Raw genomic sequence first — 14,953 nt, 5'->3', positions numbered from 1 at the left:
CGCGCGGCGGTGCGGTGTCAGAAGTCCTCGTCCAGGTCCACCGAGCCCTCGACCGCCACCTGGTAGGCGGACGGGCGGCGCTCGAAGAAGTTGGTCAGCTCCTGGACGCCCTGGAGCTCCATGAACGCGAACGGGTTCTCCGAGCCGTACACCGGGGCGAAGCCGAGGCGCTGGAGGCGCTGGTCGGCGACGCACTGGAGGTATTCGCGCATCGACTCGGTGTTCATGCCGGGCAGGCCGTCGCCGCACAGGTCGCGGCCGAACTGCAGCTCCGCCTCCACGGCCTCCCTCAGCATGTCGGTGACCTGCTGCTGGAGGGCGTCGTCGAAGAGCTCCGGCTCCTCCTTGCGGACGGTGTCCACGACCTCGAAGGCGAAGTTCATGTGCATCGTCTCGTCGCGGAAGACCCAGTTGGTGCCGGTGGCCAGGCCGTGCAGCAGGCCGCGGGACCGGAACCAGTACACGTACGCGAAGGCGCCGTAGAAGAACAGGCCCTCGATGCACGCCGCGAAGCAGATCAGGTTCAGCAGGAAGCGGCGGCGGTCGGCCTGGGTCTCCAGGCGGTCGATCTTCTCCACCGAGTCCATCCAGCGGAAGCAGAACTGCGCCTTCTCGCGGATGGACGGGATCTCCTCGACCGCGTCGAACGCGGCGGCGCGGTCGTCCGGGTCGGGCAGGTAGGTGTCGAGCAGCGTCAGATAGAACTGGACGTGCACGGCCTCCTCGAACAGCTGGCGCGAGAGGTACAGCCGCGCCTCGGGGGAGTTGATGTGCTTGTACAGCGTCAGCACGAGGTTGTTCGACACGATCGAGTCACCGGTCGCGAAGAAGGCGACCAGCCGGCCGATCATGTGCTGCTCACCGGGGGTGAGCTTCGCGAGGTCGGCGACGTCCGAGTGGAGGTCGACCTCCTCCACGGTCCACGTGTTCTTGATCGCGTCGCGGTAGCGCTCGTAGAAGTCCGGGTAGCGCATCGGACGGAGGGTCAGTTCGAAGCCCGGGTCGAGCAGGTTCTTGTTGTCGCTGGACATCACTGGCAGGCCTCGCAGGACTCGGGGTTTTCGAGAGAGCAGGCGAGGGCCTCTTCGGAGGTCGCCTGTACGGGGATGGGCGCGGCGGCCGTCGTCGACGCCTGGGCGGCGCGGGCGATCCGGGTCGCCGGGCGCGAGCGCAGGTAGTACGTCGTCTTCAGCCCCTGCTTCCAGGCGTACGCGTACATCGACGACAGCTTGCCGATCGTCGGCGTCTCCAGGAACAGGTTCAGGGACTGCGACTGGTCGAGGAACGGGGTGCGGGCGGCGGCCATGTCGATGAGGCCGCGCTGCGGGATCTCCCACGCCGTGCGGTACAGCTCGCGCACCTCGGCCGGGATCCAGGTGAAGCCCGCGACCGAGCCGCTGGCGTCGCGCAGCGCGTCCCGGGTCTGGGCGTCCCACACGCCGAGCCGCTTCAGCTCGTCGACGAGGTACGAGTTGACCTGGAGGAACTCGCCCGACAGCGTCTCGCGCTTGAAGAGGTTGGAGACCTGCGGCTCGATGCACTCGTACACGCCCGCGATCGAGGCGATGGTCGCCGTCGGCGCGATCGCCAGGAGCAGGCTGTTGCGCATGCCGACCGCGGCGATCCGCTCGCGCAGGGCCGCCCAGCGCTCGGGCCAGTTGAGCTCCACGTCGTAGTGGTCCGGGTGCAGGACACCGCGGGCGGTGCGGGTCTTGTCCCAGGCGGGGACCGGCCCGCTGCGCTCGGCGAGGTCGGCGGACGCCTCGTACGCGGCGAGCATGATCCGCTCCGCGATACGGGTCGACAGCGCGCGCGCCTCGGGGGAGTCGAACGGCAGCTTCAGCTGGAAGAAGACGTCCTGGAGGCCCATCGCGCCCAGGCCGACCGGCCGCCAGCGGGCGTTGGAACGCCCGGCCTGCTCGGTCGGGTAGAAGTTGATGTCGACCACCCGGTCGAGGAAGGTGACGGCCGTGCGGACGGTCGCGTCGAGCCGCTCCCAGTCGATGTCCCCGCCGACCACGAACGAACCCAGGTTCACCGAACCGAGGTTGCAGACGGCCGTCTCGCCGTCGTTCGTGACCTCGATGATCTCGGTGCACAGATTCGAGGAGTGGACGACAGTGCCGGGCTCGGCGGTCTGGTTGGCCGTCCGGTTCGAGGCGTCCTTGAAGGTCATCCAGCCGTTGCCGGTCTGGGCCAGGGTCCGCATCATCCGGCCGTACAGGTCACGGGCCGGCATGCTCTTGCGGGCCAGGCCCTTCGCCTCGGCGGCGCGGTAGGCGGCGTCGAACTCCTCGCCCCACAGGTCGACGAGCTCGGGCACGTCGGCCGGGGAGAAGAGCGACCACTCGGCGTCCGCGTTGACCCGGCGCATGAACTCGTCCGGGATCCAGTGCGCCAGGTTCAGGTTGTGCGTACGGCGCTGGTCCTCGCCCGTGTTGTCGCGGAGCTCCAGGAACTCCTCGATGTCCGCGTGCCAGGTCTCCAGGTAGACGGCGGCGGCGCCCTTGCGACGGCCGCCCTGGTTCACGGCGGCGACGGAGGCGTCGAGCGTCTTGAGGAACGGCACGATGCCGTTGGAGTGCCCGTTGGTGCCGCGGATGAGGGAACCGCGGGCGCGGATGCGGGAGTAGGACAGGCCGATGCCGCCCGCGTGCTTCGAGAGGCGCGCGACCTGGTGGTAGCGGTCGTAGATGGAGTCCAGCTCGTCCTGCGGGGAGTCGAGGAGATAGCAGGAGGACATCTGCGGGTGGCGGGTGCCGGAGTTGAAGAGCGTGGGGGAGGACGGGAGGTAGTCCAGGCGGCTCATCAGGCCGTACAGGGCGGCCACCTCGTCGAGCGCGCGGACCGTCTCGTCCTCGGCGAGGCCGCAGGCGACACGGAGCATGAAGTGCTGCGGGGTCTCGATCACCTTGCGGGTGATCGGGTGGCGCAGCAGGTAGCGCGAGAAGAGGGTGCGCAGACCGAAGTAGCCGAAGCGGTCGTCGGCGGCCTGGTCGACGGTCGCGTCGAGCCGGTCCGCGTGCAGCGCGACGAAGTCGGCGGTGCGGTCGGCGATCAGACCCTCGCGGTGGCCGACGGCCACGGAGGCGGAGAAGCAGACCGCGCCCTGGCTCGCGGCCTCGTCGGCGATGGTGATCGTCAGGAGCCGGGCGGCGAGCCGGGAGTAGGCCGGGTCCTCGGAGATCAGGCCGGCGGCCGCCTCGGTGGCCAGCTCGCGCAGTTCCGCCTCGTCCGACGTGGCGCTGCGGCCGCGGAGCGCGGCGGCGGCGACCTTGCCGGGGTCGGTGTCGGGCAGGTCGGCGGTGAGATCGGTCAGGGTCCGCAGCAGCACGGTGCCGGGTCCGTCGCTCTCGATCGCCGTGGCCGGATCGGCGGGCGCGATGGTCACGTGGGGCTCTCCCTCGCTCGGCTCGGGGCCGCGGGCGGGGGAAGGCGGGCAGGCGGGCATCCGTACGCCGGATGCGCCGCGTCCACCGGCCCACTCCGCGAGGCCCGGACGTCAGTGACACCCGGAACGGTCGGACCGGGCGCGCTGTCGGCAGGTCCTCGGACTCGCCTCGTACGCGCGTATGGGTACGAAGCACACCGTTGCGGGACAGTTCCGGATTCGCGCCGGATTTCCCTGCGTCGACAGCGAGCATGAGCATACATGTGGGGGGCGCCGCTTGCGGCACCCCCCACATGTTGTGTCGCCCTCGGTTGCTTTGGGTGTCAGAACTCCAGGGCGTAGGTCCGCAGCCGGTGGCCGGGAACCGGCTCCCAGTCCCGCTCCGGGGTGCGGACGAAGCCCATCCGCTCGTATATCCGGTGCGCGGAGACCATCTTCGCGTCCGTGGAGAGCACGAGCCGCGCGCACTCGGGCACGGCCCGCGCGCGGTCCGCGCAGTGGCGTACGAGGGCCTCTCCGACGCCCCTGCCGCGGGCCTCCGGCGCGACCACGAGCATCCGGAACTCGGCCTCGCCGGCGACGGCGATGTCCGCCCAGGTGGTGCCGCCCGAGGCGAAGGTCACCCCGCCGATGATCGCCTCGTCCGCGTCGACGGCGACGAGCACCTCGGCCTCGCGGGCCCGGCGGGCGGTGTCGCGCAGCACGGCCAGGTAGAAGTCGTCCTCGCCGTACAGCAGCAGCCCGTCGTTCAGATAGGTCAGCCCGGTGAGTTCCCCGAGTTCTTCGTACTCCTCGGGCCGTACCGCCCTGATCGTGAAGTCCATGGAGCCAGTCTGCCCCGGGGGCACGCGCGGGGGCCCGGGATTTCCTGGCGGAGATCCCGGGCCCCCTGCGTCGTACCGCGAGGTCAGTGCACTCCGGCGCCGACCTTCGCGTCCGGCGTCGGGTCCGTGTCCGGCTTCGCCGTGCGGGTCGGCGCGTCGGCCGTGTAGTCCGACGGGGACGTCTCGTCGACGCCCTCGGGGGCCTTCACGGCCTTGAGGACGAAGGTCAGGACGACCGTGACGACGAGGTTGAGGACGAAGGCGGTGAGACCGATGTAGCCGATCTCGCCGATGCCCGGGATCTCGGCGGAGGAACCGCCGAAGTGCTTCTGCGTCGGGCTGGCGACGCCGTACGCGGCGACCGTGCCGTAGACCATGCCGACGGCCCAGCCGGCGAGCAGCGCCCAGCGGTGGAACCAGCGGGTGAAGAGGCCGCCGACCAGCGCCGGGAAGGTCTGGAGGATCCAGATGCCGCCGAGGAGCTGGAAGTTGATCGCGACCGTCTTGTCCATGGTGAGGACGAAGGCGAGCGCGCCGACCTTCACCAGGAGCGAGACCAGCTTGGAGACCTTGGTCTCCTGCGCCGGGGTCGCGTCCGGTTTGATGAAGTCCTTGTAGATGTTGCGGGTGAAGAGGTTGGCCGCGGCGATCGACATGATCGCGGCCGGGACGAGCGCGCCGATGCCGATCGCGGCGAAGGCGACGCCCGCGAACCAGTCCGGGAACATGGTCTCGAAGAGCTGCGGGATGGCGAGCTGGCCGTTCTTGACCTGGATCCCGGCGGCGATGGCCATGAAGCCGAGCAGCGCGAGCAGGCCCAGCATCAGCGAGTACAGCGGCAGGATCGTGGTGTTGCGGCGGATCACCTCACGGCTCCGCGACGACAGCGTCGCCGTGATGGAGTGCGGGTACATGAAGAGCGCGAGCGCCGAACCGAGCGCCAGCGTCGCGTACGTCCACTGGCCGGCCTCGCCGGGGATGAGCGTGCCGCGCGGCTTGCCGGTCGCCTCGTTGGTCTGCGCGTACGCCTCGCCGGCCTTGGCGAAGATCTCGTCGAAGCCGCCGAGCTTGATCGGGATGTAGATGATCGCCACGGCGATGACGATGTAGATCAGGGTGTCCTTGACGAAGGCGATGAGCGCCGGGGCGCGCAGGCCCGAGGAGTACGTGTACGCCGCGAGGACACCGAAGGCGATGAGCAGCGGCAGGTCCTTGATGAACCAGTGCGTGGTCTCGCCGCCGCCGACGCCCATCACGTCCAGGACGGCCTGGATGCCGACGAGCTGGAGCGCGATGTACGGCATGGTCGCGAGGATGCCGGTGACGGCGACCGCGAGCGACAGGCCCTTGGAGCCGAAGCGGCCGCGCACGAAGTCGGAGGTGGTGACGTATCCGTGCTTGTGCGAGACCGACCAGAGGCGCGGCAGGAAGGTGAAGATCAGCGGGTACACCAGGATCGTGTACGGGACGGCGAAGAAGCCGGCCGCGCCCGCCGCGTAGATGGCCGCCGGGACGGCGACGAAGGTGTACGCGGTGTAGAGGTCGCCGCCGAGCAGGAACCACGTCACCCAGGTGCCGAACGACCTGCCGCCCAGGCCCCATTCGTCGAGGCTGTTCTCGTTCTCGGCCCTGCGCCAGCGCGAGGCGAGGAATCCCATGACCGTGACGGCCAGGAAGAAGAAGACGAATACGGCGAGCGCGACGCCGTTCACGCCGGTCACGTCCTTCATCGCACGTCACCTCCCTTGCGGCCTCGCTGGTCCAGCTGCCACAGCTTGTACGCGATCATGGTGAGCGCGGTGGAGACGAGCACCCAGAGCATCTGGTACCAGTAGAAGAACGGGATGCCCGCGAAGAGCGGTTCGGCCTTCGCGTAGGAGCTCACCCAGAGCATCGCCACGAACGGCGCGAACAGGCAGAGCGCTATCACCACCCGCAGGGGGGTGATGACGGGTTGTTTCGCTTGTGCCGTTTCTGCCGCTTCCGACACCTCTGACGCCTCTGACATGGCGATTTCGTCCCCTCGCTGATCACCTCGGTAATGCTGGGGAAATCTAGGGGACGCCTACGCTCCGCGGAACCCCTGTCCGCATAACGGAAGCGAATCCCCTGGAACACGAAAAGGAGGAGGGCCGCCGGGACTTCGGCGACCCTCCTCGTCAGGCGTGCGGATCCGCTCAGCCGTTGGGCCGCTTGAGGCGCGCCACGAACTTGTACCGGTCGCCGCGGTAGACGGACCGCACCCACTCCACCGGCTCGCCCTGGGCGTCCAGGGAATGGCGGGAAAGCATCAGCATCGGCAGGCCCACGTCCGTACCGAGCAGACCGGCCTCGCGCGGGGTGGCGAGGGAGGTCTCGATGGTCTCCTCGGCCTCGGCGAGGTGCACGTCGTAGACCTCGGCGAGCGCCGTGTACAGCGAGGTGTACTTCACCAGCGAGCGGCGCAGCGCGGGGAAGCGCTTGGCCGAAAGGTGCGTGGTCTCGATCGCCATCGGCTCGCCGCTCGCCAGGCGCAGCCGCTCGATGCGCAGCACCCGGCCGCCGGCCGAGATGTCGAGCAGTCCGGCGAGCGTGTCGTCGGCGGTGACGTACCCGATGTCGAGGAGCTGCGAGGTGGGCTCGAGGCCCTGGGCGCGCATGTCCTCCGTGTACGAGGTGAGCTGCAGGGCCTGCGAGACCTTGGGCTTCGCCACGAAGGTGCCCTTGCCCTGGATGCGCTCCAGGCGGCCCTCGACGACCAGCTCCTGGAGCGCCTGGCGCACGGTCGTGCGCGAGGTGTCGAACTCGGCGGCGAGCGTGCGCTCCGGCGGGACCGGTGTGCCGGGCGGCAGGGTCTCCGTCATGTCGAGCAAGTGCCGCTTCAGTCGGTAGTACTTGGGCACGCGCGCGGTGCGAGTGGCGACCCCGGCCTCCGGTTCCGTGCTGCCCGCGTCCCTGGCCATGGCCTGCCTTCCCGACTCCTGTGCTGCTGCCGTCACCGGCTCCTCCGTCTGTAGCGGCTCACATGGTGGCACGGACCGGTCACGGGTCGTCGCCCTACCTCAGGTGTCGGTCCGATAACGGACGCGACTGCCCTTCTTATACACCCTTGACACCCCTAAAGGTCTAGGCCAAGCTCCGAGTACTGGTCTAAACCATTAAAGACCAGGTCCCAGCCCCACGAGCACTACCCGACGTATGTCTTCGCGCGGTGGGCAGGGGTTGCAGGCATCCCTGAGGAGGGTGGCGTGAAGCGCAAGCTCATCGCGGCGATCGGCGTCGCGGGCATGATGGTCTCTATTGCCGCGTGTGGTTCCGACAGCGACAAGAAGGACAACAACGCCGGCAAGCCGTCGGCCGGTGGCGACAAGAACCTGACCGTCTGGGTCATGGACGGGTCCGCCCCGGACGCCTGGATGGCCGAGGTCAACAAGGCCTTCGAGGCCAAGCACCCCGGCGTCAAGGTCAAGGTCGAGAAGCAGGTCTGGAACGGCATCCAGGAGAAGGTCACCACCGCCCTCTCCGAGGACACCCCGCCGGACGTCCTGGAGCTCGGCAACACCCAGACCGCCGGCTACGCGGTCACCGGCGGTCTCGCCGACCTGACGGGTGACAAGGCCAAGCTCGGCTACGACGCCTGGAACAAGGGCATGGTCGCCTCCAACGAGCTGGACGGCAAGCTCTACTCCGCCCCGTGGTACGCCGCCAGCCGCGTCGTCATCTACGACAAGGCCGCCTACAAGAAGGCCGGCGTCACCCCGCCGAAGACCCGCGCCGAGTGGATCGACGGTCTGAAGAAGCTCAAGGCCGCCGACCCGAAGTCGCAGGCGATCTACCTGCCGGGTCAGTCCTGGTACGTGCTCGCCGGCCTCATCTGGGACGAGGGCAGCGACCTCGCGGTCAAGGACGGCGACAAGTGGAAGGGCAACCTGTCCTCCCCCGAGGCCGTCAACGCCGTGAACTTCTACAAGGAACTGGCGTCCTTCTCCACCGCTCCGAAGGACAAGGACGAGGCGACCCCGCAGCAGTCCACCGACGTCATCCCCAAGGGCGGCGTGGCGTCCTGGATCGGTCTCGGCTGGGAGGCCGGCGGCGCGATCGACGCCATGAAGAAGGCCGGCAAGACGGCCGACTTCGGCTACTTCCCGATCCCGGGCAAGACCGCTGACAAGCCGGGCTCCGTCTTCCTCGGCGGCTCCAACCTCGCCATCGCCGAGCGCTCCCAGAACAAGGAGCTCGCGAAGGAGTGGCTGGCCCTCGCCGCCGGCAAGGAGCACATGACGACGTACGCGAAGGCCACCGAGGGCGCGCTGCTCCCGAACCAGGACGGCGCGCAGTTCAAGCCGGCCGCCGGCTCCTTCGCCGAGTCCATGGCCGTGTCGTCCGCCTCCGGCAAAGTCACCCCGGTGACGCCGGGCTGGGCGAACGTCGAGACCGCGCCGAACCCGATCAAGGACTTCATGACGAAGGTCCTGAAGGGCGACGACGCCAAGGCGGCCGGCGAGGCGGCCGACAAGGTCATCAACGAGCGCATCAACCAGCAGTAATCCGTAGCCAGGTGGTGCGGCCGGTGTCGCACCGGCCGCACCACCGGCGCTTTGCGACGTATCGCATGCAGTGATCAGCGGCCCGCTTTTCCGGGCCGTGCCCCGGTGGGCGCGGGAGCCCCAGAACCGCGAGGAATAAGACCATGACCGTGGACTCCCAGGGGACGGCCAGCGCCGCTCCTCAGGACGCGCCCGGGAGGGCGGCAGGGACGTCTCAGACGCCGCCACCCCCTTCCGGCTCGAAGGAAGTCCTTCAGCCCTCGCGCGGCAGACGCTCGCTGCCGAGTGGGGTGCTCCCCTATCTGCTCGTCGCGCCGGCCCTGCTGTCCATGGCCGTGCTCCTGCTCTACCCGCTCGTCCGCAATGTGGTGCTCTCCTTCCAGTCGATCAACCGGAAGGAATTCATCACCCGCGAGACGGTCTGGACCGGCTTCGACAACTACACGGACCTGCTGAGCGACCCGGAATTCTGGTCGGTCGTCGTCCGAAGCCTGGTCTTCACCGCCGTCAACGTGGCCCTGATCATGGCCATCGGCACGGGCATAGGCCTCCTGCTGAACCGCCTCGGCAAGAAGATGCGACTGGTCCTCTCGCTGGCCCTGATGTTCGCCTGGGCCATGCCGATCGTCGCCTCGGTCACCGTCTTCCGCTGGCTCTTCGACGAGCAGTTCGGCGTCGTCAACTGGCTCATGCGCACGCTCGGCTTCTCGGGCTATGACCAGCACAACTGGTTCGAGACGGGCTTCTCCACGCTCGTCATCATCCTGATCCTGCTCGTCTGGGGCTCCGTCCCCTTCGTCGCCCTCAACATGTACGCCGCCCTGACCACCGTCGGGACCGAGCTGTACGAGGCCGCCAAGATGGACGGCGCGAGCGGCTGGCGGACCTTCTGGGCCGTGGTCTTCCCGAACCTCAAGTCCTTCTTCATGATCACCACGTTCCTGGAGATCATCTGGATCTTCAAGGCGTTCGCCCAGGTCTACGCCATGAACCAGGGCGGCCCCGACCGCGGTTCCGAGACCCTCCCGGTCTTCGCCTACATCGAGGGCGTCGGCCAGTTCCACTACGGTGTCGCCGCCGCCATCTCCGTCCTGACGATCGTGATGCTCATCGCGGTCATGTCCTTCTACTTCCGCCTGATCCTGAAGCAGGAGGAGGAGCTGTGAGCGCCACCAACCGGACTCCGCAGAAGCTGCGTACCAGGAAGCCGCTCACGGTCGGCACGGTCGCCAAGAACGTCAGCGCGCTCGTGATCGCGGTGGTGTTCGTCTTCCCCGTCTACTGGATGTTCTCGTCCTCGCTGAAGCCGCAGCACGAGATCATGACGAAGGACCCCGTCTTCGTCTTCACGCCGACGTTCGAGAACTACACGACCGCGACCGGCGTCGACCTGTTCTGGACGTACGTCCAGAACAGCCTCCTGGTCACCATCGGCGCCGTACTGCTCGCCCTCCTCGTGGCCCTGGCCGCGAGCTTCGCGATCGCCCGCATGAAGTTCAAGGGACGCAAGGGCATCGTCCTGATCGTGATGCTGGCGCAGATGGCCCCCTGGGAGGTCATGGTCATCGCGATGTACATGATCTCCCGTGAGAACGACATGCTGAACAGCATCCCGATGCTCACACTCATCTACTTCGTGATGGTCCTCCCCTTCACCATCTGGACCCTGCGCGGCTTCATCGCCGCCGTCCCGGTCGAGCTGGAGGAGGCCGCGCAGATCGACGGCTGTACGCGGGGCCAGGCCTTCCGCAAGGTGATCTTCCCGCTCCTCGCTCCCGGCCTCATGTCGACCTCGCTCTTCGGCTTCATCACGGCCTGGAACGAGTTCGCGATGATCCTCATGCTGAACAAGGACAAGGAGTCGCAGACCCTGACGCTCTGGCTGACCGAGTTCCAGACCGCGTTCGGCAACGACTGGGGCGCCACCATGGCCGCCTCCACGCTCTTCGCCCTCCCCGTGCTCATCGTGTTCCTCTTCCTCCAGCGCAAGGCCGTCGGCGGCATGACCGCCGGCGCGGTGAAGGGATAACGGCGTCTCATGACCACTCTCGTACACGGCACGTCCACCCTGACCAGGGACGCGCTCACGGTTCTCCAGCCCGGATTCGTCGGCACCACCGCCCCTGACTGGCTGCGCCGTCACATCGGCGAGGGCCTGTCCTCCGTCGGCCTCTTCGGCCGGAACATCGTCAGCCCCGAGCAGCTCGCCGCGCTCACCGCGCAGCTGCGCGCGGAGCGGGACGACGTCCTCGTCGCCATCGACGAGGAAGGCGGGGACGTCACCCGCCTGGAGGTCAAGCAGGGCTCCTCGTTCCCCGGCAGCTACGCGCTGGGCAGCGTCGACGACGTCGAGCTCACCCGGGCCGTGGCCCGCGAGCTCGGCCGCCGGCTCGCCCAGTGCGGCGTCGACCTCAACTGGGCGCCCTCGGCGGACGTCAACTCCAACGCCGAGAACCCGGTCATCGGCGTCCGGTCCTTCGGGCCGGACCCGGACCTGGTCGCCCGGCACACCGTGGCGTACGTCGACGGCCTCCAGGGCGTCGGGGTCGCGGCCTGCACGAAGCACTTCCCCGGACACGGCGACACCAACGTCGACTCGCACGACGCGCTGCCCCGGATCGATGTGGACCTCGCCACACTGCACGCCCGTGAGCTGGTACCTTTCCGGGCCGCCATCGCCGCGGGTACCAAAGCGGTCATGAGCGCGCATATTCTTCTGTCCGCGCTCGACCCGCACCGTCCGGCCACCCTGAGCCCGCAGATCCTCACCGGTCTGCTGCGCCAGGAGCTGGGCTTCGAGGGGCTGATCGTCACCGACGGCATGGAGATGCAGGCCGTCGCGGCGACGTACGGCATCGAGCGCGGATCCGTCCTCGCGATCGCCGCGGGCGCCGACGCCATCTGCGTCGGCGGCGGGCTGTGCGACGAGGACACCGTACTGCGGCTGCGCGACGCGCTGGTCGACGCGGTACGGACCGGTGAACTGCCCGAGGAGCGGCTGGCCGACGCCGCGGCGCGCGTGCGCGCCCTGGCGGCCTGGACCCAGTCGCACCGGGCCAGGGGGGCTGAATCGGTGCCGGGCGCGGCAGTGCAGGAGGGGACCGCGCCCGGCGCCGACATCGGACTCGTCGCGGCCCGCCGGGCCCTGAAGGTGACCCGGGGGGAGCGGCCGTACACCCCGGTGAGCAGCGCCCCCTACGTAGCCTCCTTCACCCCGGTCGCGAACTTCGCCGTCGGCGACGAGACGCCCTGGGGCATCGCGGCGGAGCTGGAGCGGCTGCTGCCCGGCACGGAGACCGGTTCGTACGACGAGGCCTCGGTGGACCCGATCCTCGCCGCCGCGGGGGAGCGCCGGATCGTCGCGGTCGTCCGTGACGCCCACCGCCACCCGTGGATGACCCAGGCCCTGGACGGTCTCCTCGCGGCCCGCCCCGACACCATCGTGGTCGAGATGGGCCTCAACGAGGCGGAGCCCCGTGGGGCCCTGCACATCGCCACGCACGGCGCGGCCCGCGTCTGCGGCCGCGCGGCCGCCGAGGCCGTGGTCGGCACCGGCAGCTGAGCGCACTCGTACGCGAAGGGGCCCGGCACCTGAATCAGGTGCCGGGCCCCTTCGTCGTATCCCCTGGACTCTTAGATGCCCTGCCAGGCGGGCTTGTCGGCGAAGGTGTGGCGGAAGTAGTCCGCGAGCTTCAGCTTGGAGGCCGCGGCCTCGTCCACGACGACCGTGGCGTGCGGGTGCAGCTGGAGCGCGGAGGCCGGTACGAGTGCGGCGACGGGGCCCTCGACGGTCTGCGCCACGGCCTCGGCCTTGCCCTCGCCGGTGGCGAGGAGCACCAGGTGGCGGGCTTCCAGGATGGTGCCGATGCCCTGGGTGATGACGTGGTGGGGCACCTGCGTGATGTCGTTGTCGAAGAAGCGGGCGTTGTCCACGCGGGTCTGCTGGGTCAGCGTCTTGATCCGGGTGCGGGAGGCGAGCGAGGAGCACGGCTCGTTGAAGCCGATGTGCCCGTCGGTGCCGATGCCCAGGATCTGCAGGTCCACGCCGCCGGCCTCGGCCAGCGCCCTGTCGTAGGCCTCGCAGGCCGCCTGGACGTCCTCGGCGGAGCCGTCGGGGCCCATGAAGGCGTCCGGGGAGAGCCCGAGGGGCTCGACGACCTGGCGGAGCACGGTGGAGCGGTACGACTCGGGGTGCCCGGACGGCAGTCCGACGTACTCGTCCAGCTGGGCGATCCGGGCGCGGGAGGCGTCCACGGAACCGGCCGCGACCTGGGCGGTCAGGGCGTCGTAGATCGGGATCGGGGTCGAACCCGTGGCCACGCCGAGCAGCGCGTCGGGCTTGCGGCGCAGGAGGCCGGCGATGCCGTCCGCGATGAGCTCGCCGCCCGCCTTGACGTCCTTGACGATGACAACTTCCACGCTGTGCCTGCCGATCTGGTGGAGGGGCTGGGGAGGGGCCATGTGGTATAGACCAATCAAAGCCAAATCTAGCAGAGGGGAGGCCGTCTCCTCATGCCGTTCCGACGTACGGACGGCACCGTCACCATCGTCTGCCGCGCCCGTCCCACCAGCCACTCGAACCACCCCTGGTCGGCGCCCTCCACGCGCCCTTCGCGCAGCCCGTCGCGCGCCCGGCTCAGGCCAGTGAGCCGCCCGTGGCGTCGATCCAGTGCCCCGTCACCCAGCGCGCGTCCTCGGAGGCCAGGAAGGCCACCACGTCCGCTATCTCCGCCGGGGTGCCGACCCCGCCGAGCGCCGACATCGCCGCCGCCCCGGCCCAGGCCCGGTCGTCGCCCCGCAGCCAGCCGGCGTTGATGTCCGTGTCCACGATCCCGGGCGCCACCGCGTTGACCGTGATCCGCCGCGGCCCGAGGACCTTCGACAGATAGCGGGTGAAGACGTCCAGGGCGCCCTTCGACATCGCGTACGCGATCGTCTCCGGCATCAGCGCCGCCTTGCTCAGGCCCGTCGAGACATTGACGATCCGTCCGCCGTCCCGCAGTCGCTCGGCGCCCAGCTGCGCCAGGAAGAACGGCGCCTTCGTGTTGACCGCGAAGATCCGGTCGTACTCCTCCTCGTCGATCGCCTCGAACGGCCGGCTCGCCCCGATCCCGGCATTGTTCACGAGGATGTCCAGGCCGTCCGCGCGCTCGTCGAAGGCTGCCCAGAGTGCCGCCGCGTCCCCCGGCGTCCCCAGCTCCCGCCCGATCGCGAAGGCCTCGCCGCCGGCCGCCTCGATCGCCGTGACCGTCTCCTTCGCCGCCGTCTCGTTGCTCCCGTAGTGCACCGCGACCCGGGCGCCCTCCCGGCCGAGTCGCTCCGCGATCCCGCGCCCGATGCCCCGGCTGCCGCCCGTGACCAGTGCCGTCTTCCCTGCGAGCACGCCCATGGCGACGCCCCCCTCGTTTATGTAGTGGTCGTTACGAAAAGACCGTACCTCACTTTTCCTAGCGCGCGCTATAGAATTCACTCCATGGTGACGAGACAGCGCGGCCGCCCCCGCTCCTTCGACCGGCTCACGGCCCTGGAGCAGGCCACGATGGCCTTCTGGGAGCACGGCTACGAGACGACCTCGGTCTCGGACCTCACCCGCGCCATGGGCATCAGCGCCCCCAGCCTCTACGCGGCCTTCGGCGACAAGCGGACGCTCTTCGAGGAGGTCGTCGAGGCGTACGCGGGTTCGTACGGCGCGTACGGCGGCCGCGCCTTCGCCGAGGAGCCGACGGCCCGCGGCGCCATCGGGCGCGTCCTGCGGGAGGCGGCGGAGCTCTTCACGGAGTCGGGTCATCCGCGCGGCTGTCTGATGATCTCCGCGGCGATCAACTGCTCGACCCCCGAGGTCGAGGAGGCCCTGCGGGCGCGCCGCGAGGCCAATCTGACCTCCTTCGAGGCCCGGATCCGCCGGGGCGTCGAGGCGGGGGAGCTGTCACCCGGCACCGACGCCCGCGCGCTCGCCCGCTTCAGCGGCGCCGTGCTCCAGGGCATGTCCCAGCAGGCCCGCGACGGGGCGACGAAAGAGGATCTCGCGGCGGTGGCGGAGTGGGCGATGCGCTCCTGGCCCGCGGGGGAGTGATGCCGGGCGGAGCACGGCGGGCTGCTCGAAGCCTGGGAGGCCCCTCGGGGCCGACCGGTGTGAGAGCGGCGAAAGAGAGGGGGCACCCGCGGGCCGCGGCGCCTGACGGGACCCTCAACCCGTCCGGCACCGCAGCCCG

13 protein-coding genes and 1 riboswitch are annotated in these 14,953 nt (G+C 69.5%); of the genes, 5 read left to right on the top strand and 8 right to left on the bottom strand.

All coding sequences use genetic code 11. The features are described 5' to 3' along the window. Nucleotides 1-17: 17 nt before the first annotated feature. The 6 genes from ACIBG6_RS15495 to ACIBG6_RS15470 form a co-directional block, all read right to left on the bottom strand. Nucleotides 18-1,031 (bottom strand): ribonucleotide-diphosphate reductase subunit beta, encoded by a 1,014-nt coding sequence (locus ACIBG6_RS15495; protein ID WP_399223096.1) that lies wholly within the window; start codon nucleotides 1,029-1,031, stop codon nucleotides 18-20. Next, on the bottom strand, nucleotides 1,031-3,391 hold the full coding sequence (locus ACIBG6_RS15490; protein WP_399223095.1) for a ribonucleoside-diphosphate reductase subunit alpha: 2,361 nt from the start codon (nucleotides 3,389-3,391) through the stop codon (nucleotides 1,031-1,033). Before ACIBG6_RS15490 ends, ACIBG6_RS15495 begins: the two co-directional genes overlap by 1 nt. Before the next feature lie 131 nt (nucleotides 3,392-3,522). Continuing rightward, nucleotides 3,523-3,657, bottom strand: a riboswitch (cobalamin riboswitch). Between the two features lie 57 nt (nucleotides 3,658-3,714). Further along, a complete protein-coding gene (locus ACIBG6_RS15485) occupies nucleotides 3,715-4,215 on the bottom strand; it encodes a GNAT family N-acetyltransferase (protein ID WP_399223094.1) in 501 nt (166 codons plus the stop codon). Between the two features lie 83 nt (nucleotides 4,216-4,298). Next, on the bottom strand, nucleotides 4,299-5,945 hold the full coding sequence (gene mctP, locus ACIBG6_RS15480) for a monocarboxylate uptake permease MctP (RefSeq protein WP_399223093.1): 1,647 nt from the start codon (nucleotides 5,943-5,945) through the stop codon (nucleotides 4,299-4,301). Further along, a complete protein-coding gene (locus ACIBG6_RS15475; protein ID WP_399223091.1) occupies nucleotides 5,942-6,223 on the bottom strand; it encodes a DUF3311 domain-containing protein in 282 nt (93 codons plus the stop codon). Before ACIBG6_RS15475 ends, mctP begins: the two co-directional genes overlap by 4 nt. Nucleotides 6,224-6,392: 169 nt before the next feature. Continuing rightward, nucleotides 6,393-7,157, bottom strand: coding sequence for a GntR family transcriptional regulator (locus tag ACIBG6_RS15470; RefSeq protein WP_317602049.1), 765 nt, complete (start codon nucleotides 7,155-7,157; stop codon nucleotides 6,393-6,395). Between the two features lie 285 nt (nucleotides 7,158-7,442). Between ACIBG6_RS15470 and ACIBG6_RS15465 the strand changes: the two genes are divergently transcribed. The 4 genes from ACIBG6_RS15465 (at nucleotide 7,443) to ACIBG6_RS15450 (ending at nucleotide 12,303) form a co-directional block, all read left to right on the top strand. Then, nucleotides 7,443-8,741: an extracellular solute-binding protein gene (locus tag ACIBG6_RS15465; protein ID WP_399223090.1), complete on the top strand. Its 1,299-nt coding sequence runs from the start codon at nucleotides 7,443-7,445 to the stop codon at nucleotides 8,739-8,741. A gap of 143 nt (nucleotides 8,742-8,884) precedes the next feature. Beyond that, the gene (locus ACIBG6_RS15460) at nucleotides 8,885-9,907 is read left to right on the top strand and encodes a carbohydrate ABC transporter permease (protein ID WP_399223089.1); all 1,023 of its coding nucleotides are present in this window, start codon (nucleotides 8,885-8,887) and stop codon (nucleotides 9,905-9,907) included. Then, nucleotides 9,904-10,770, top strand: a complete 867-nt coding sequence (locus tag ACIBG6_RS15455) for a carbohydrate ABC transporter permease (RefSeq protein ID WP_399223088.1) — start codon at nucleotides 9,904-9,906, stop codon at nucleotides 10,768-10,770. Before ACIBG6_RS15460 ends, ACIBG6_RS15455 begins: the two co-directional genes overlap by 4 nt. Nucleotides 10,771-10,779: 9 nt before the next feature. Continuing rightward, the gene (locus tag ACIBG6_RS15450; protein ID WP_399223087.1) at nucleotides 10,780-12,303 is read left to right on the top strand and encodes a glycoside hydrolase family 3 protein; all 1,524 of its coding nucleotides are present in this window, start codon (nucleotides 10,780-10,782) and stop codon (nucleotides 12,301-12,303) included. A 71-nt stretch (nucleotides 12,304-12,374) separates the two neighbouring features. Here the strand turns inward: ACIBG6_RS15450 and nagB are convergent, their stop codons facing one another. Together nagB and ACIBG6_RS15440 are read right to left on the bottom strand one after the other, a co-directional pair. Further along, nucleotides 12,375-13,160, bottom strand: a complete 786-nt coding sequence (nagB, locus tag ACIBG6_RS15445; protein ID WP_399223367.1) for a glucosamine-6-phosphate deaminase — start codon at nucleotides 13,158-13,160, stop codon at nucleotides 12,375-12,377. Nucleotides 13,161-13,377: 217 nt separating this feature from the next. After that, nucleotides 13,378-14,130, bottom strand: coding sequence for an SDR family oxidoreductase (locus ACIBG6_RS15440; protein WP_399223086.1), 753 nt, complete (start codon nucleotides 14,128-14,130; stop codon nucleotides 13,378-13,380). An 84-nt stretch (nucleotides 14,131-14,214) separates the two neighbouring features. On the opposite strand from ACIBG6_RS15440, the gene ACIBG6_RS15435 reads away from it, so the two are divergent. Then, nucleotides 14,215-14,814, top strand: a complete 600-nt coding sequence (locus ACIBG6_RS15435; RefSeq protein ID WP_399223085.1) for a TetR/AcrR family transcriptional regulator — start codon at nucleotides 14,215-14,217, stop codon at nucleotides 14,812-14,814. Nucleotides 14,815-14,953: the final 139 nt, after the last annotated feature.

Origin of the sequence: Streptomyces sp. NPDC050842, from assembly GCF_044456565.1 — a bacterium.
GTDB lineage: Bacteria > Actinomycetota > Actinomycetes > Streptomycetales > Streptomycetaceae > Streptomyces.
The sequence above is the reverse complement of the archived record's forward strand: the minus strand, read 5'-3'. Positions and strand labels throughout refer to the sequence as shown.